Source organism: Spirosoma soli, from assembly GCF_042684525.1.
Classification (GTDB): Bacteria; Bacteroidota; Bacteroidia; order Cytophagales; family Spirosomataceae; genus Spirosoma; species Spirosoma soli.
Genome location: NZ_JBHULN010000022.1, coordinates 34948 through 52969 on the forward strand (window position 1 = coordinate 34948; position 18022 = coordinate 52969).

Below are 18022 nucleotides of genomic sequence, written 5' to 3' on the forward strand. Positions count from 1 at the left end.
CTTTTTACTGACTACGTTTATCGGGCACTGGATTAACTCACTACAACGTCTTGTTTCGTAGAGTCCCAGGTGACGCGTTTACCTGTTTGATAAGCCATGGTAGCCATAATGTTGGCCACTGAGTGGTTAAAGCCAACCCGAGCTGGCGCATTTGGTTCCTTGCGGCTACGGACGCATTCCATCCAGTTCAGCATGTGTAACGAAGTCATTGGATCGGCGCCCGTGTTGGCTCCTGTTTCCTGTTTTGGTCCGCTAGCTAACGACATATCTGGTAGCAGGTTGGCCTGCATACCCATTTCCTTAGCTGCGTTGGCTTGTAAGCCACCCTCAGACGTAATTTTATTGGTGTCGAGGTTAATCATACCACCATTTGAGTAATAATATTCTTTAGTACCACCGGCTTCGTTATGCATCCGGGACGAATACAAAACCTGAAAACCTTTAGCCTTATCGTTATCTGGGCCGTAATCGAAGACGGCAGTGAAGGTATCCGGATTAACCCGGCCGTCTTTCCAAACATATATACCGCCATTTGCTACTACACTACGTGGATGATCGAGGCCGCTGAACCAGTGCACCGTATCAATCTGGTGAGACATCCACTGGCCAGGAATGCCTGATGAGAAGGGATAAAACAAACGGAACTCGAGATACTTACGTGGGTCCCAGTCAACCTTAGGACGATTCAGCAGGTAGCGGTTCCAGTCAGTATCTTCTTTCTTAATTTCAGCCACTAATTTGGGCCGGCGCCAACGGCCAGGCTGGTTAACATTCCAGGTCATTTCAACCATAGAAATGTCGCCGAACTTACCCGAGCGGATGAATTCATTCGCTGCGTGGTAGTTGGGTGCCGAACGACGTTGCGAACCGACCTGCACAATCTTCTTTGATTTTTCAACGGCCTTGACCGCCTTCCGGGCATCGTCAAGCGATTCGGCGAAGGGCTTTTCTACGTAAACATCACGACCTGACTCAACCGCATCTACGCAGTGCAGCGCGTGCTGAAAATCGGCGGTGCTGATGATAACGGCATCAACATCTTTACGCTCTAGGAGTTCGTCGTTGTTACGGGCTTTAAAAAAAGAAGAGTCGTTCCAGCTTTTACCTTTCAGGAACGCTTCGGCTTCATCGCGACGGCGGCTCCATATATCCGACACACCCACAAAGGCGAAGTTCTGATCTTTCATGTGGCCGGCAAACGCGGGAGCCAATGACTGCCGGAAGCGGTCCGAGAAGCCAATAATGCCGACCCGAACCCGCTCGTTCGAGCCGATGATGCGGGCGTAACTGCTCGCGGAGAAGCTCATGCCGAGACCGGCAAGTGCAGATTTTTTTATAAACTCACGACGGTTTTCCATGATTTTGATGCTGTTATCTAATAAGTAGTAAACATAGCAATAAGGACGTAGACAGGAGAGTCTAACGTATTTATAGCGTTTTAATCTTAATATTTCGGTACGATACGCGGTCGCCATGATCCTGAAGTAAGATATGCCCTTTGGCTGCTTCGCCAAAGCGGCCATTAGCGTTGTATTCAGGAGCCTTGTATTTACTCATGGCAACGGCCTCGCGGAAGGCTTCGCTGCCCCGTTCGTACTCAACAACTTTCTTCCCATTGAGCCAGTGCTCAACGTGCTTTCCTTTTGATACCACACGGCCCGTGTTCCACTCACCGATTGGATTGGCTTTTTTGCCGCTTGCAGGAATAAGATCATACAGTGAGCCAACCGTCCGGTTGCCGTTACGTCCGAGTTTTGCATCCGGGTGTTTATCATCATCCAATACCTGAAATTCAAGCCCAAACGCCGAACCTTTAGGCTTTGGGTAATTCTCAACCACAAAGTATTTAACTCCGCTATTGGCGCCTTCGGTTAACTTAAATTCGAACATCAGGTCGAAATCGCTGTATTCATCGTTGGTAACGATGTCGCCAAAACTTTCTGACTCTGAACCGTTCGATTTCTGAATGGTGAGCGTACCATCTTCTACGTTCCAGCCCTTCTCCGGAAACTTATCCTTGTAAGCACCCCGCCATCCACTCGTGCTTTTACCGTCGAAGAGGAGTTTCCAGCCGTCTTTCTTTTCTTTGTCAGTAAGCGTATTTGGCGTTTGCGGCTTTTCAGCCGCCAGCAGTGTAGTTAGTAGTAGCCCGGTAAGCAGTAATTGTTTCATGCTTGCTTTATAAAGAATAATTAAGCGTTTTGGTAATATAATCTTTGCTGATCTGGGCGCACTGAGCGGCCGTTTTGTCTTTTTCGGGGACACCGTCTAATTCAACAATGCCCCAGCCATCAAACTTAATGTCGTTTAAGGCTTTGAATACTGCCGGGACGTCTACGTTCCCTCGGCCCAGCTCTACAAATTTGTAGGCTTTCGGATTATCGGGCTTGTCGGGTAGGGGAGACATCGTGTCTTTCAAATGCAGAGCGTAAAGAATATCTTTATACTGTTTTACAGCCTTCTCGGGTTGCCCTCCGCCTTGTCGGTAGTGAGCAATGTCCAGCAGGAGTTTGCAGTATTTTGGATTCATGGCTTGCACAATCACATCCACTTCTTCGGGTGTTTCGCCGAGCTGGTTCATGTGGTTATGGTAAGCTGCCTGAACACCCAGGTCGGCGGTTTGCTTGCCGATCTCGTTCATGACGGTGGCCAAGCGTTTTAGCTCTTCGGTGGTTGGTTGCCGGTCTTTGGGCCGCGCCGAGTTGGTCAGTTGAATCGACGAACCGCCGAGGGCTTTTACAAAACTGGCATGGGCTACGTGCATGTCAATTGTGCTTTGTTCTTTGGCCGGGTCAATCTCAACATTGCCGCTGGAAAACATGGCCAGCGTTAGCTTATGCTGGTCGAGTAAGGCTTTCAACTCAGAGGGTTTTGCTTTGTAAGGGCCAAACGTATTGGCCCGAAGCTGGATACCCCGGTAGCCCAAGGCAGCAATATCGGCAATGGCCTGGGCATCGTTTCCGCCCCAGGTGATCGCCGAGTAAGCGATCTGCATACTGGCTTTTTTTGTCGAATTCACTAGGGCTGATTGAGCGAAGAGCTTATGAGCCCCAGCTACGGCCACCACCGATAAACCGGCTGTAGTAAGAAACTGTCGTCGGCTAACAGAATTTTGCATAGTGAATTCAGGATAGGTCAGCAAAGTCGACTATTGCGACTATGGTAACTGACGGTGAAAGAGAAGCGTTTAGGCGCTAAAAGCTGATGTATAAAAGCTTACCTGGTCCATTTCTACTTATAACCTGCTGTAAAAAAGGCGTAAGCGGGATGGCACCCTCTTACGCCTTTTTGATCATTATAATCAGTCGATTATTAATATCCCGGATTCTGAGGGAAACCTGAGCCTCCATCGGCCCCTTTTTCGGTGCGGTCGATCTGTGTTTGTGGAATCGGCCGAAGGTTATTGGTTTCTTTTACATTTGCAGCGGCATCTGGGTTATATAGCTTAACCCGTTCTACTAGATTCCCCCAACGTTTTAGGTCAAACCACCGTACTTGTTCGCCAGCCAGTTCGCGCGCCCGCTCTTCATAGATCATATTCATATCCATCTGGGCGGCTGTAATTTCCATGGCCGCTGCTTTTCCTGGAAAAGCAGCTCGGCGACGTACTACGTTTATTGCATCAGTAGCTTCCTGTATTTTGCCTTGTTTGAACTGAGCTTCAGCCAGAATCAGATACGTTTCTGCCAGGCGAAACGCCAGATAGTCGCGGCTACCCTGTTCATAGGTTAGATCAGGACGTAATGGGTCAAGGAATTTTTGTAAGGTTGGAAACAGCGCAGCATTGTAAAGACTAGGCGTCAGAACCTGATAAGGTTTAGCGGCTCGCTGCGCCAGTGTCCATTCAACTCCGGGAATGTAGATAGCTGTATCACCCGCTTTCAGCGTTATTTTAGGTTTGCTGTTGTCGAAAGAGGTATTCAGATTTGTGCCGGGATTGTTACTATACCACGTGTCCTTGAAGGTTTTCTTATAACGCGAGTCGTTTACCCGGTCTTTAAAAACGGTTTCGAGCAGATAGGTCGTTGGGCGGAGCCGCTTGAAGGGGCGGTCATTGGCAACGTCGCGCTTCATACCGGGTTGCACGTCGTACTGCATCCCGAAATATAAATGCAGTTTGTTACCGTCGCCATTGTTTGTATTCGCTGAGTTGATGTTGGTCAACGGGTCGGACGTATACTGAACAGCAAAGATGACCTCGTCGTTGATTTCACCGGCACCCTGGGCAAATACGCTTGCAAAATCGGGTAAAAGCTTGAAGCCATAATTATTAATTACGCTTTGAGCCAGAGTAGCCGCTTTCGCGTAGTCGTCGGCCGCTTTTGCCGACGATGTAGCTTTAGTCAGATACACACGAGCCAGTAAATGTTCGGCAGCGCCCTTGGTAGCCCGCCCGTAGTCATTTGAGCGAATCTTAGGGTCTAAGTCCGGAATAGCTGCTTCTAGGTCTGCAACGATAGCCTTATACATGTCAGTCTCCGTGGCCCGGGTAATTTTTTTCGTAGGCCCAAGCGTTTCGGTCAGCCGCAGGTCAATCCCCCCAAACTGCTGAGTTAGAATGAAGTAATAATGTGCCCGCAGAAACTTCACTTCAGCTACCCGCAGTTTTTTGGTCGCATCGCTGACGCCCGCCGTCGATGGGGCGCGTTCGATAACAGCGTTGCAAGTGTTGATACCCCGGTACAGCTCTTCCCAAACTTGCTGGATGATGTCGTAAGAGCTGTTTAGCTGACTATCGTAGAAGTGAAATCCTTTGTAGCTGCCGTCGGCTCCAGCCTGGTAAATGTCGGTGCCGTATTCAGTCATTGTCAGGCCCCGTTCGCTGGCGTAGAAGTTCCGCAACGATGAGTAAGCAGCTCGGGTCGCATCTTCAAAACCTTTGGGCGTATTAATGTAGTCATTCCCAATGCTGGAGATGACCTGCTCATCCAGGATATCTTTACAAGACTGGCCACTAAGCAGTAAAGCTGTCAGCGCCACTACCCGGAAGCTATTAGTTATGAATTTCTTTTTCATTGAAAAATGAGTCGTTAGTTTTTAAGGTATCCGTTACCAATTAAAATTTAACATTCAGGCCAAAGGTGGTGATACGAGTAGCTGGCACAATGCCATTATCGACCGTTCCATTCGACGATTCAGGGTCAACTCCGTTGTATTTCGAGCGGTAAGTCGAGAAAATAAACGGCTGTTGGATGCTGGTAAACAGTCGTAGTGACTGCAGGCGGAGTTTTGAGGTAATGCTGGCCGGGAATGTGTATCCGAAGTTGATGTTCCGTACTTTCACAAACGAGCCATCGAAGTAAATGAGCGCTGTATTATACAGTGGGAACTCTTGATTGGCGTTGGGGCGCGGGAATTCGTTGGTCGGGTTATTGGGTGTCCAGTAATCGACCTTGATTTGCTGGTAGCGGCCGGCCAGGGCGTTGTTGTTCTGATGGAAACCGCTCAGAATGGTCTGACCGATGCGGGCATAGATAAAAAAGTTCAGGTCGAACCCTTTGTAACTAAAGCGGTTAGTGATCCCGGCGCTAAAATTTGGAATGTCAGATCCTAAGAATGTCCGATCGTTGGTAACCGAAAATTTTCCATCGCCATCGATATCGGCTAACTTAACCTGGCCCGGTATGAAATTACCAAAAGCTTTTGCCGCGTCGGCTTCCGAGGTTTGCCAGATACCAATCTTTTTAAAATCGTAGTAGGCCGTAAGCGGCTTGCCAATAAACCATCTGTTGCCTATGTCGTCAACTGCCCCGTTGTAGAGCGATATGATGGCTTCACTGTTCTTCGTAAACTGTAAGTCAGTGGTCCACTTAAATCCGCCTTTGGTGTTCACGTTCACTGTCGATACCGTAATTTCGACGCCCCGGTTGCGCGTCTCGCCGATGTTACGCGTCACGGCGTTGAAGCCAGTGGAAGTGGGTAACTGATCTGATAAAAGTAAGTCTGTGGTATTCGTTTGGTACACTTCGAGCGAACCCGATACCCGCCCGCGCCATAAGCTGAAGTCTACGCCAACATTGGAAGAAGTTGAGGTTTCCCATCGCAGGTCTGCGTTACCAATGGTGTTGGGACGATAGCCGAAGGCGGGGTTGTTTCCCCAGGCATAAACCGTACGTCCTAATAACCCCTGTGTCTGATAAGGAGCTACCCCCTGGTTGCCAACCGAGCCCCGGCTAACCCGTAACTTCAGCAGATCGATCCAGGAAACATTTTTCAGGAAGTCTTCATTACTGATGTTCCAACCAAGGGCGATACCCGGAAAGTTACCATATTTAGTGTTTTCACCAAATCGGCTTGATCCATCCCGACGCAACGTAGCCGTCACTAAGTATTTATCTTTATAGTCGTAGTTAATCCGGCCCATGTACGAATTGATTGTCCATTGAATCAGATTACTCCCCACGCCTAACACTGAACTTGCATTCCCCTCATTGTAGAACGACTGCGACTCGGCTGGAACACCCTGGACCTGAATGTTATTGTACTCGAAGTTGTCGCGCTGAATCGACTGGAGTGCCGTAATGCCTAAGTTATGATTGCCGAACGTCTTGTTATACGTCAGGATGTTTTCGAGTGTATAGTTAAATCCAAACTGGCTGTTAGAAGCCGCCTGTGGGTCGCCCCCTTTGCGAGCGTTGGTTTGCGCACCAATGAACCGCCCGTCGCGCCGGAGGGAAAAGTCGGGGCCGAAATTGACTCGGTACTTGAGGCCATCCATGATGTTTGCTTCGGCGTAAACACTGTTAAAAATTCGGTACTTTTTCCGCTCGTCGACCTGGGCACCCGGTACAATCTCAGCCAGCGGGTTGGTAAGCAGCGCGTCGTTAGTAGGAAAGAAGATCAGATTGCCGTTGTCGTCATAAGGCCGCCCCAGCGGGTTTTGCTGAAGCGTAGAGCTATAGGGATTCAGGTTCGCTCCGTTCTGCAAACTGTACATGAAGTACGACGAGAGGCCTACCCGGAAGATTTTGTTAATTTGGTGGTCAACGTTCGCCCGTAGCGAATAACGGGTGTAATCTAAGCCTGGCAAAATACCTTTATCCTTGAAATAGCCGGCAGAAATATAAAACTGCGTTTTTTCATTACCGCCCTGAATGCCCAGTGAGTGGTTCTGTTGAAAACCCTGCCGTAAGATTAGGGACTGATAGTCGGAGCTTCGTCCAGCAGCAATCCCGGCGGCAACGTTGGGGTCGCCCCCTAAGACCGGAATTTTGGCATCGGCAACAGGATCGGATACACCCGTCGGCACCAATTTTCCGGTCGCGTCTGTGTACTGTCCCGTTGTTCGATAAGCCTCCCGCACAAACTCGGTAAACTCGGCTCCGTTGAACAAGTGAATTTTGTCCAGCGCGTCGGTAACCCCCACGTAATTGTCGTAGCTGATCGTGGTTTTGTTATTTGTATTTCCCCGTTTGGTCGTAATCAGCACGACCCCGTTGGCGCCCCGTGCGCCGTAAATGGCTGTGGCGGTGGCGTCCTTCAGAATCTCCATCGAGGCTACGTCGTTCGGGTTAAAGTCTTCATAACCAGCCGACACAAAATCCATTGTCGATCCTAAAATAGATGGACGACTTGACAGCAGTTCATTACGGTCGCCCGTGAGGGGAATTCCATCGACTACATACAGCGGATTGTTCCCGGCGTTGAACGACCGGCGGCCCCGCACCCGAATGGTGGGGACAGCACCAGGGCGGCTACCCGACTGCGCCACATCGACACCTGCCACCCGGCCCTGGATGGCTTGGCCCAGGTTCGTGATGGGCATTTCGGTGATCTGTTTGGAGGTAACCGACGAGATAGCCCCGGTGGTCTGACTCTTTTTTTGCGTACCGTAGCCCACGACGACAACCTCGTTAAGCGCCCGAGTGTCGGCAATGATTTTCACATCAATCGTTGAGCGGTTGCTCACTGCAACTTCTTGAGAAACAAAACCTACGGATGAGAATACCAACACAGCCTGGTCATTAGGAATGCTGATCCGGTAATTACCACTGGCATCGGTTGTCGTGCCCCGGGTAGTTCCTTTGACGGCGACGTTAACACCGGGGAGCGGGTTGTTGTCGTCACTAGAAATTACTTTTCCGGTGACCGTACGCTCTTGGGCTGGGTTGTCCGTCTTAGGCGGATCAATTGAAGGCGTACTAAAGGCCGGTTGGCCAATCAAGGCGAGCGCCGTTAAGCCAAGAATAGGAAGCCACGATCGCCGTGGCGGTTGCGTAATTGTTGTAAGCATCACATGTATAGGTTTAGAAAAAACAGGTATATGAAAACTAAGGTAATGGCTGTACGTTGCCTGCTTCTACCTCGACGGAGTCGCCGGGATTAAGCCGGATAGGATTCTGTTTGTTGAGCAGTAAGTTAACCTGGCCCGTTTTGAGGGCTACATGCGTGCATTCGTGGCGCTGACGCACCCGAAACGTGGTGCCAACTGCTTCAACCGTCAGGTTGTTGGTATGCACCCGAAACATACGGGCCGAAGACGTGTCATTCCGGTGGGTAACGGCAAAGTCGGCTTCACCTTGTAGCCATATAGCTCGCGGAGTTTCATCTGTCCACCGACTGGCATAACGCACCTTACTGCTAGCGTATAACGTAACCGTTGAGTTGTCGGGGAGTCGAATTAAACGGGTTTGGTTAGTGCCTGTACTAACGGTCCGTATAGATTGATCAGGGCCATATTGCATCCATAAGGCCCAGCCCAGCAGTAACACCACACTCAAGACAGCAGCCAGGGTTCGTATAAAATACCACCATCCTACCACAGTTCGAACATCCGGTTGAAGCGGACGAACATCTTCCATGGTTTGGAGTGATTCGCGGATGCGCCACCACACTGACGAAATCTCATCGTTAGACAAGGCAGGAAGCGCTGGCCGACCACCCTCTCGAACGATTTCACGGGCTACCTCAATCGTATCCTGGCAATTCGGGTTCTGAGCAAGCCAATTCTGCCAATACGCCACAACCTCTTCGTCGTTGGGGTGTTGTACCCAACGGACAAAGAGGTCGTCGAGGGCGAACTCCTCGGCTGTATAAGTAGAATAGGGTTTATAGGACACAGTTTAAGGCGACTATGTCCCTAAAAGAGTAGGGTTTAAGCACTTCTACTTATGTCACTTAAGGTTAAAATGGAGGGGAATTCAGCATGAGTATAATTCGACAATACCCTTCTTTTTAAGAATTTTTGATGTATTATATTGTAAATAATTTTATAAATGTTGTGACTAAAGACAGTAAAAAGTTAAGATGAACCTGTCAACAACTTGCTCAAATGTCAGAGTTTATTTCTGAAAATAGCGGCTATAGGTAATCTACGGTAGCTGATGGTGGGCAATAAAAGCAATCGTTACTTACTCGCTTCTTTTCGAGCTTCTTTTGCTTTTACGGTATTATCTACAAACTGTTTCCCAGCCCGCGAGCCTGCTTTCTTTTTTGCGTTCGTTGCTTTTTTCTCGGCTGGCGAAAGTTTATCCCAGGCCTCTTTAGGTAAGTAGCGTGTTGTACCCCCTTCGCGGTCGGCCGGTTTACCATCCGAAGTTTGCCATTCTTCGTCTGTCCAGCTAGACAAGTGCTGCTGCGACTCAGTACGCTCGTTGCTAAGGTAGCCTCCTCCGGCTTTTTCGTATTCGTGCGTTAGCAGCTGAGCCTTACGGGCACTCCATTGGCCGGGCTTGCCGCCTTTATCGCCGGCCTTTATTTCTTCCTTGAGCTTTTCGCGCAGATCAGGCTTGTCGTAATTGCCTTTGGGGTTTGCCCCATCCTTCGATTTAGTGGCCATAGCGTTTTTTTAGTTAGTGATAGCCCTTCATAAACCAGGTGTTTAGCCAAAAGTTACCTGATTTATGAAGGGCTGCCCTGGCCAGAATAAGATGAATTCCTGATTGTTCCAAAGAAGCTGGTAATAACCATTACTGCCATAAGACGTTATGTCTTCATCAACGGTATGAAAATTATGAGTTTTTTTTGTCTGTGGCGTTTACTGATACTCTGTACCATTTGGGTCAGCACTGAGGTATCGGTATGTGCACAAGCAAAGGCGTCTGTAGAAAAACCAACCCGAATAACTGTTACGCCCGAAGAACCGGTTCGTTCTCCTGACTCCGTACGCGTTGCCCAACCTACTTCGCTGACATTCACGGCTTCTACCGACCAGCGTTTTTTCTTTTTCAAGGATACACGTAACGAAGAGAATCGGCGCATACCCATTAGTGTATACGGAATAAGAGCTGGCTTTTTGTTTCCCGCTCGGCATGAGCGTAAGGCACTTCAAGGAGGGCGGTTAGCCAGTTTTAAGGCGGGTGCGGGCTTTTATTTCGTCAATCAGCATCTTGATCGACCGGGGCTACTGCCCAATACGTCGGCATCTGTTACCCGGCATTTGCGCATTGTGACGCTTTATTACGAACGTTATTTGTTACGTAAAAAATCATTTGAAATTAGCTTGCCCCTTGAGTTGGGGTACGGTCACTCGCGCTACGAGCGGAATGATGATCCGTCCAACGAACATGAAGTGGCTCGGGGCGTGTTTATTCCAGCGGGCGTGGGTGTAGCAGCTGCCTATCAGTTTCCCAATCTACGGTGGTTGCGGCCATTTCATTGGTTTGGGTTCAACGTCTTAACGGGTTACCGCTTCATTCTCAAGCGGGATGTACCCAGAAGTCAAATCAATTACACGGGCTTCTATATATCGGTGGGACCGTCTTTTTTCCTGGAAAACCTAACGGCGGATATCAAAACCTGGCGTCACCGACGCCAGAGAAAATAACTGTTTCGCTGCAACACGGCGGGTGAGGTGCCTTACAAAGGGGGTGCATATGAATACCGCATGTGGAGCAGCGGATAGGGTTTTCCCAGGCTATCTAAAGCGGATCGCCCCGTAATAGTAAAGCCAAATTTCTGATAGAAGCCAAGCGCTTGCTCATTCTGCTCGTTTACATCCAACTCGGTAGCGCCCAACGTCTCAACGGCATAGGTAAGCAATTGACGCCCAACACTTCTTCCACGCCAGAGCGGGTCAATAAATAGCATCTCAATTTTGCTATCATGGACTCCCAAAAAACCTACAATAGTATTGGTAGAATCGCGCATGCAGAACAGGTTTACTGCATGAAACGCCTGATCGAGAATTAAAGGCTTAAACACCTGAATGTCGCTTTCTGTAATGAAATAGTGCGTTGCTCTGACAGAGGCTTCCCAAATACGTAACAAATTCGGGTGGTCCTCAGGATAAACAGGAAAAATGCCTTCTTGTATTGATGGGTTCATTGTAGACAAACCAGATAGATGAACGCTCAAAATAGCATTGGAGAAGTAAAACGGCAAATCCTTGTAAACATGCCACAATAACTGCCGCGTCAGGCGCTTCTCAAAGGTTTTAAATGACTTATATCAACTGATTTTAGCCAACAATACGGTACCGTATTACTGGCTAAAATATAAATTGTTTTTATTGGTAATAAACTGTAGAACAGTGACTTAGTTATACGGAATTGATTGGTGGAATTGCACTTTATGTACTCAAATGATGTTTTTTAGATAACCAACCAATCAACGTTATGTACTGTGTAAAGTGTGGTAATCTGATTCCCGAAGCCCGATTGAAAGCGTTGCCAACGGCTAAGACGTGTGTTCACTGCTCGTCGGCGCAGCGGGTGGCCGGTTTTCCGCTTATTACGGGCAAAACGGAGTATTCTGCCCTTCAAATTGTTTCGCAGCAAGATGCGGCCCGGTTGCAGAAGATGCAGGCTCGCCGTGGCACAGGTGCGTCGCTCTCGATGACGCGCGAGAAGCGAAACTAACCCAATATATACCTCGACCTTGGCACAGCCGTCCTCATTGAGGACGGCTTTTTAATGGTAGGCCTGGGCTACATTTAGCCTGAGCAGCCTGGTAAACTTTGCTTTACAATCACGTATTTTGGCTCGGTAAAGCATCATCATACTTTTCATCAACGTAAGGTGAGTAGCTTTGCCTCCGTTCACTACTGAACTTATGCGTCATATCGTCATTCTTGGCAACGGCATTGCAGGCATTACGGCAGCTCGGGAGATTCGTAAACGTACCAATGATCGCATTACGGTTATTTCGGCCGAAACCGACCATTTTTATTCCCGTACAGCACTTATGTACGTGTACATGGGCCACCTTGAGTTCCAGCATACTAAACCGTATGAGGATTGGTTCTGGCCGAAAAACCGGATTGATTTAGTGCGTCAATACGTTAAGGAAGTAGACTTCTTGGCCAAGACGGTGCGTTGGGAAGGCGGAGCCATTACGTATGATAGTCTTGTTCTGGCTGTGGGTTCGCAGCCTAATTTTGCGGGTTGGCCAGGGCAACATCTGCGGGGTGTCCAGGGACTATATGGGAAACCTGACCTCGACCAAATGGAGGCTGATACGAAAGACATTCGGCAAGCCGTGGTTATTGGAGGTGGGCTAATTGGCATTGAGTTGTGCGAAATGTTGTTATCCCGGGGTATTCACGTTACGTTTCTGGTGCGCGAAAAAAGCTTCTGGAGTAGCGTATTACCGGCTCAAGAATCAGCGCTGGTGACGCGCCACATTCGTGAACACCAGGTAGACGTACGAGTCGAAACTGAACTAGTGGAGGTTTGCGATGATGGTACCGGGCGGGTTAAGTCAATTAAAAGCAGAACTGGAAAGTCTGAACGTTTAGAAGAAATTCCGGCGCAATTTGTTGGCGTTGCAGTGGGGGTGAGTCCAGCAATTGGTTTTATAAGGAACACCAGTCTGGAGACCGATCGTGGTATTCTGGTAAATGAGTATCTGGAAACAAATCTGCCCGACGTATACGCTATCGGCGACTGTGTGCAGCATCGGATACCTCCCAAAGGCCGAAAGTCTGTGGAGCAGATTTGGTACTCTGGTCGTATTATGGGCGAAACTGTGGCCCAAACTATTGCCGGCCAACGAACACCGTATCGACCCGGTGTTTTCTTTAACTCTGCAAAATTTTTTGATATTGAATATCAAACCTACGGTGATGTAGCCAATTTCTTACCCGACGACGGTCCAGAACGAACGTTTTATTGGGAGCACAGCTCTGGTAAGATCGCTTTAAGGATCAACTACCGCACCGATTCGGGGGCAGTGACCGGTATGAATGCCTTGGGCATGAGGCAGCGGCAGGAGGTATGGGCCCAATGGATTACTGAGGCTACCCCCATTCGTTCTGTGCTGGAACGGTTACCTTTAGCCAACTTTGACCCCGAGTTTTTTCGGCAATACGAGAAAGAGATTGTTGCTCAATATAATGCCGAGCATCCTGACCAGCCGGTGGTCGGCATGAAAGCGAAAAAAGGGCTGTTTAGCTTGTTTGACCGTTAGCTCTAGATCGGTCAGTTTATTGCTAAAGTGCATCTCCGAAAGCTGATTAAACAAGCGGCTTCGGATGATCGAAAGGAAACTCCTCTTGAATTTCCCACCGTTGTCCGGTATGTATCAACAGCGTTATTGCGGTAGCCGTAAACAGACGTTCATACGTTTTTTCGGAAAAGTAGGCCCAGGCTTGTGGGAATACGGCTTTCTTCAAATCTTTGAAAGCAACAGTCATGTGCGGGTGGAAAGGGCGCGGGTCGGAAGGGATGGCAAATTGTTCAGCGCAAAACGTGCTTAACCGCTGCTGGCAGTCGGTTAACGATTGTTCAGCCAACACGTTTACAAAAATTACGCGGGTGCCGAATCGATCGAAGTTGCTTAGTGCTACTTCGATTAATTGTTGTGTACTGGCAAAGGCTTGTAAAGCTGAGAAATCCGTTTGATTGCTCCGAAACGGAGGTAGTAGCGTAATATGCGGTGGCGACCTGAGCGCATGCCCCGACCCGAATTTTTCTAAAGCTTCCTGCTTGAAGGTTGTCACCTCATCCTGAATTATGGAGTGAGGTAACAGTGCCATGAAATACAATTTTTCGTTGCCAGACTTCATCGTCGGATTGAATCTTCTCAGGTAATAAGAGCTGGAAAGATGTCCGATTGTTTAGCTAAATTCTATGAAGTATTGGCAAAGCTGTTCCATAAGTATGATATCAAAACTAACTGTTATACAACCCGTTATGGGCCAGCTAGTAGCTAATTAGTAGCTTCTATGTTGGCGAATTCTATAATGTAATACCGCAATTATGTACTTATTGTTATAATAGTTTATAATCATTCAATATATTTATTATATAAGTAAATAATTTATCATTTAGTTAATCTATAGGAGTTACAAGTTTACTATTTTTAAACAAAATAAACACTTTTGATTCGTATGAGTGTTTATAGCCAGTTTAAAAAAAGAATCGCACTTGTAGCTACCTAAAATGAAAAAACTACTTAAAAGCTCTTCGGTGCTAATTCGTCATGGCATACTTGGCTTGTTGTTCACAAACGGGGCATTACTATCTTACGGGCAAACCACTTATTACGTAGCTAACTCGGGTAATGATGCTAATACCGGAACTTCGGCGGGTGTGCCATTCCAGACGTTAGCAAAAGTGAACAGCCTGGCTCTACAACCGGGTGACCGTGTGTTATTTCAACGAGGTGATACCTTTCGGGGCAGCCTACAAATTCGTCAATCGGGTTCGGTGAACCAACCAATTAGTATCGATGCCTATGGCTCAGGAAACAAACCTGTGCTGAGTGGAGCCGTCATTATCAGCAACTGGACTAACATCGGCAATAATGTGTGGCAGGCAGACTGTCCGGCTTGTGGCAGTCAGGTAACGGGTGTATACCGGAACAACTCTAGCTTGCCGTTAGGACGTTATCCAAATCTTAACGCATCGAACAAAGGCTACCTAACCGTGCAATCGCACGCTGGTAATGCACAGATCACGAGCCAGCAATCACTGCCGATGAATTTTACGGGTGGCGAGGCTGTCATTCGACCCGTGCAGTGGATCATCAATCGAGCTACCATTACGCAACAGCAGGGTAACTCGTTGTCAATCAATTACAATTCTGGTTACCAGCCTACCGATAATTGGGGATTCTTTATTCAAAAGCACCCCGCTACGCTTGACCAAACCGGCGAATGGTATTACGACGCTGCCACTAAAACCATCCGGCTCTACGACGACCAAAGCAACCCCAATACGCAGCAGATAACGGCAACGGCGTTTGCCGAAGCCGTCAAATTGTTGGGGGTAAATTTTGTCACCCTTCGGAATCTGCAACTTACGCAAACCCTGAATACGGGTTTGCTGGCGGACAATAGCGCCAACTTAACCGTCTCTGATGCTGAGATTACAAATGCGGGCGAAGATGGGATGACTATCGCCGGCTCGGGGACTAATGTGCTTGTTGAGAACTGCCGGATTGAGGACGTAAACAATAATGGCTTCACAATTGGTCAGTACCAAAATTTTACGTTTCGGGGGAATACCATCCAGCGGATTGGCCTGCTGCCCGGACGGGGTAAAAACGACGATGGGACGTACATTGCCTTTCAATCGTTCAGCACCGCCAATGCGCTTATTGAAAATAACGTAGTTGAGAATGTTGGTTATAATGGAATCAATTTTTCAACTAACTCTACGGTGGAGCGCAATCGAATTGCTAATTATTGCCTCACTAAAAGCGATGGAGGAGGCCTGTATATATGGAATGGCAACAAGCAGGCCATGAATGGTATTCGTATCCTATCCAACGTAGTATATAACGGCATTGGAGCGCCCGAAGGAACGCCGGGCGGGGCCTACTCGGGAGCCAACGGTATCTATCTGGACGATTGCACAACTAACATTGAGGTGGCGAACAACGCGGTGTTTAACTGCCGGGGCCTGGGTATCTATCTACACGGTTCTTCTAACGTGTCCGTCACTAAGAACACGGTGTATAACAACGGCGAAGGCCAACTGGCTATCACCGACATTCCTGGCGCGTGTTCACCGCGGAATAATGTGGTGCAGAGCAACATTTTTGTGAGTCGATTATCGAACCAGTTTAACGTCAAGTATGAGTCGAATCAGGACGACCTAAGCAGCTTTGGCCAGTTTGCCGACAATGTATATGCCCGCCCGCTCGAAGATGTGTATAAAATCAGGGCTGTATATAAGAGCGGGGACAAACTAGTGGGAGCCGATCTCTCACTGGCACAATGGCAAAGTAAGTATGGAAAAGACATGAACTCGAAAAATAGTCCGGTCACTTCTAAAAATAACTCAGCCAACCCCGATGATTACATCAAATTCCTTTACAATGAAACCGGAAATGCCAATCAGGTTTCGTTGGATGGTACGTATCGGGATGCGCGAAATAATGTTTACAGTGGTCAGATCGAAGTTCCAGCGTTTTCGGCTCTGGTATTATTGAAGCCAACAGCCGATGCACCGGCTGCTCCGCTACGTGAACCAGAAAACCCAACTAACGTAGTGGCCGGATTGAATTACAGTTATTACGAAGGCAGTTGGAATGCACTACCTAACTTCAACGCTATGACGCCCATGAAGACGGGAACTGTTGCCAATGCCGACGTATCAATACGTAATCGGGATAGTCAGTACAGTATCAACTACACCGGATTCATAAACGTACCTGCCGATGGTCAGTATACTTTTTACACGAGTTCTGATGATGGCAGTAAGCTTTATATTGGCACAACTGAGGTTGTCAACAATGATGGACTGCATGGTGAGCAGGAGCGTTCGGGCACGATAGGTTTGAAAGCTGGTAAACATGCGTTGACAATCGGCTTTCTGCAAGGGGGGGGAGGACAGGTATTGATCCTCAGATACAGTGGCCCTGGTTTTGATAAGCAGGACATCCCCAGTAGTGCCTTTTATCGAATCGCGAGCGAGCAACCGCCGGCCGGTACCGGTACGGGCACGGGGTTGCGAGCCGAATATTACAACAACATATCCTTAGGTGGAACTCCCGTGCTAACCCGAACCGATGCAACCGTAAACTTCGATTGGGGCACGGGCTCACCGGCGTCGGGTGTTATTAACACCGATAATTTCTCGGTTCGGTGGACGGGACAGGTTCAGGCACCAGTAACGGGCAATTATGTATTCAGCACCACTACCGACGATGGGGTACGGCTTTGGGTAAACGGTGTTCAAGTTATTAATGACTGGAATGGCCATGCTCCTACAACGAACAATAGCGTATCGATTGCACTGACGGCTAACCAGAAATACACGATCCAACTGGAATATTTCGAAGGTAGTATAGGCGCAGTGGCCAAACTACTGTGGTCTTACTCAGGCCAGGCTCAACAAATTGTGCCTCAGGGGCGGCTATTTCCGGCCGTAACACCCGAACGCGCAGCAGTAAGTAACAACGTTACCTATTTATCCGACTTATCGTGGGTTAGTATGAACAACGGATACGGACCTGCCGAAAAAGACCGAAGTAACGGCGAATCGGGAAGCAGTGATGGTCGTTCTATAATTCTGAACGGGGTGGCTTATGCTAAAGGTTTGGGCGTACACGCAGCATCCGATATAACCTATAATCTGGATGGTAGGTACACGACCTTTGTTACAGACATAGGCATTGATGACGAAATCGGCAGCGGGTGCGGCTCGGTCGAATTTCAAGTGTACGTTGACAACGTGCTCGTCTACAACAGTGGTCGTATGGACCCAACTACCGCGACTAAGTCGGTTAGCCTGGATGTATCGGGCAAACGAACGCTTCGATTAGTAGTTACAGACGGAGGTGACAACAGCATGTGCGATCATGCCGACTGGGCCGGGGCTCGACTAATAGGGTCTGGTAGTGGACGGGTAGCCGCTGCAGAAGAACTGAGCCCAGAATCTACTCTGCAGGTCTATCCAATACCGGCTCGCGATGAGCTTAAAATACGGTATCATACTCATGTTGCCAGTAATGTTATGGTGCAATTAGTGAATGGTGCTGCTCAATCCGTCATTTGGCTGTCGCAGCCCGCAATGCAGGGCGAAAACCTAATCAAACTGCCAGTGAGTAATCTACAACGGGGTGTTTATGTACTGAACTTAATCCAGGGAAATCGACGAACGACTCGAAAAATAATTCTTGCTGAATAAGCGCT

13 protein-coding genes are annotated in these 18022 nt (G+C 48.5%); 4 read left to right on the top strand and 9 right to left on the bottom strand.

The window, feature by feature from the left end:
• Positions 1-32: 32 nt before the first annotated feature.
• The 7 genes from ACFSUS_RS24930 to ACFSUS_RS24960 all read right to left on the bottom strand — a co-directional run bounded on the left by ACFSUS_RS24930 (position 33) and on the right by ACFSUS_RS24960 (position 9778).
• Complete coding sequence (locus tag ACFSUS_RS24930; RefSeq protein WP_381527004.1) at positions 33-1358, bottom strand: Gfo/Idh/MocA family protein; 1326 nt, start codon at positions 1356-1358, stop codon at positions 33-35.
• A 70-nt stretch (positions 1359-1428) separates the two neighbouring features.
• The gene (locus ACFSUS_RS24935) at positions 1429-2172 is read right to left on the bottom strand and encodes a 3-keto-disaccharide hydrolase (RefSeq protein WP_381527006.1); all 744 of its coding nucleotides are present in this window, start codon (positions 2170-2172) and stop codon (positions 1429-1431) included.
• Between the two features lie 7 nt (positions 2173-2179).
• The gene (locus tag ACFSUS_RS24940) at positions 2180-3118 is read right to left on the bottom strand and encodes a sugar phosphate isomerase/epimerase family protein (protein ID WP_381527008.1); all 939 of its coding nucleotides are present in this window, start codon (positions 3116-3118) and stop codon (positions 2180-2182) included.
• Positions 3119-3312: 194 nt separating this feature from the next.
• Positions 3313-5016 carry a RagB/SusD family nutrient uptake outer membrane protein gene (locus tag ACFSUS_RS24945; protein WP_381527010.1) on the bottom strand — a complete coding sequence of 568 codons (1704 nt, stop codon included), beginning with the start codon at positions 5014-5016 and terminating at the stop codon, positions 3313-3315.
• Positions 5017-5056: 40 nt separating this feature from the next.
• Positions 5057-8233: a SusC/RagA family TonB-linked outer membrane protein gene (locus ACFSUS_RS24950; protein ID WP_381527013.1), complete on the bottom strand. Its 3177-nt coding sequence runs from the start codon at positions 8231-8233 to the stop codon at positions 5057-5059.
• A gap of 37 nt (positions 8234-8270) precedes the next feature.
• A complete protein-coding gene (locus ACFSUS_RS24955) occupies positions 8271-9059 on the bottom strand; it encodes a FecR family protein (RefSeq protein ID WP_381527015.1) in 789 nt (262 codons plus the stop codon).
• A gap of 287 nt (positions 9060-9346) precedes the next feature.
• Positions 9347-9778 carry a hypothetical protein gene (locus ACFSUS_RS24960; protein ID WP_381527017.1) on the bottom strand — a complete coding sequence of 144 codons (432 nt, stop codon included), beginning with the start codon at positions 9776-9778 and terminating at the stop codon, positions 9347-9349.
• A 174-nt stretch (positions 9779-9952) separates the two neighbouring features.
• Between ACFSUS_RS24960 and ACFSUS_RS24965 the strand changes: the two genes are divergently transcribed.
• Complete coding sequence (locus tag ACFSUS_RS24965) at positions 9953-10765, top strand: hypothetical protein (RefSeq protein WP_381527019.1); 813 nt, start codon at positions 9953-9955, stop codon at positions 10763-10765.
• Between the two features lie 32 nt (positions 10766-10797).
• Here ACFSUS_RS24965 and ACFSUS_RS24970 read toward each other — a convergent pair whose 3' ends face one another.
• Positions 10798-11265 (bottom strand): GNAT family N-acetyltransferase, encoded by a 468-nt coding sequence (locus tag ACFSUS_RS24970; protein ID WP_381527022.1) that lies wholly within the window; start codon positions 11263-11265, stop codon positions 10798-10800.
• A 290-nt stretch (positions 11266-11555) separates the two neighbouring features.
• Here ACFSUS_RS24970 and ACFSUS_RS24975 point away from each other — a divergent pair, with 290 nt between their 5' ends.
• Entirely contained in the window at positions 11556-11798 is a 243-nt protein-coding gene (locus ACFSUS_RS24975) for a TraR/DksA family transcriptional regulator (RefSeq protein ID WP_381527025.1), read from the top strand.
• Between the two features lie 193 nt (positions 11799-11991).
• The gene (locus ACFSUS_RS24980; protein WP_381527027.1) at positions 11992-13347 is read left to right on the top strand and encodes an NAD(P)/FAD-dependent oxidoreductase; all 1356 of its coding nucleotides are present in this window, start codon (positions 11992-11994) and stop codon (positions 13345-13347) included.
• A gap of 46 nt (positions 13348-13393) precedes the next feature.
• Here ACFSUS_RS24980 and ACFSUS_RS24985 read toward each other — a convergent pair whose 3' ends face one another.
• Positions 13394-13915 (bottom strand): 2'-5' RNA ligase family protein, encoded by a 522-nt coding sequence (locus tag ACFSUS_RS24985; RefSeq protein ID WP_381527029.1) that lies wholly within the window; start codon positions 13913-13915, stop codon positions 13394-13396.
• A 406-nt stretch (positions 13916-14321) separates the two neighbouring features.
• Between ACFSUS_RS24985 and ACFSUS_RS24990 the strand changes: the two genes are divergently transcribed.
• Positions 14322-18017, top strand: a complete 3696-nt coding sequence (locus tag ACFSUS_RS24990; RefSeq protein WP_381527031.1) for an NPCBM/NEW2 domain-containing protein — start codon at positions 14322-14324, stop codon at positions 18015-18017.
• The last annotated feature ends 5 nt before the right edge of the window (positions 18018-18022 follow it).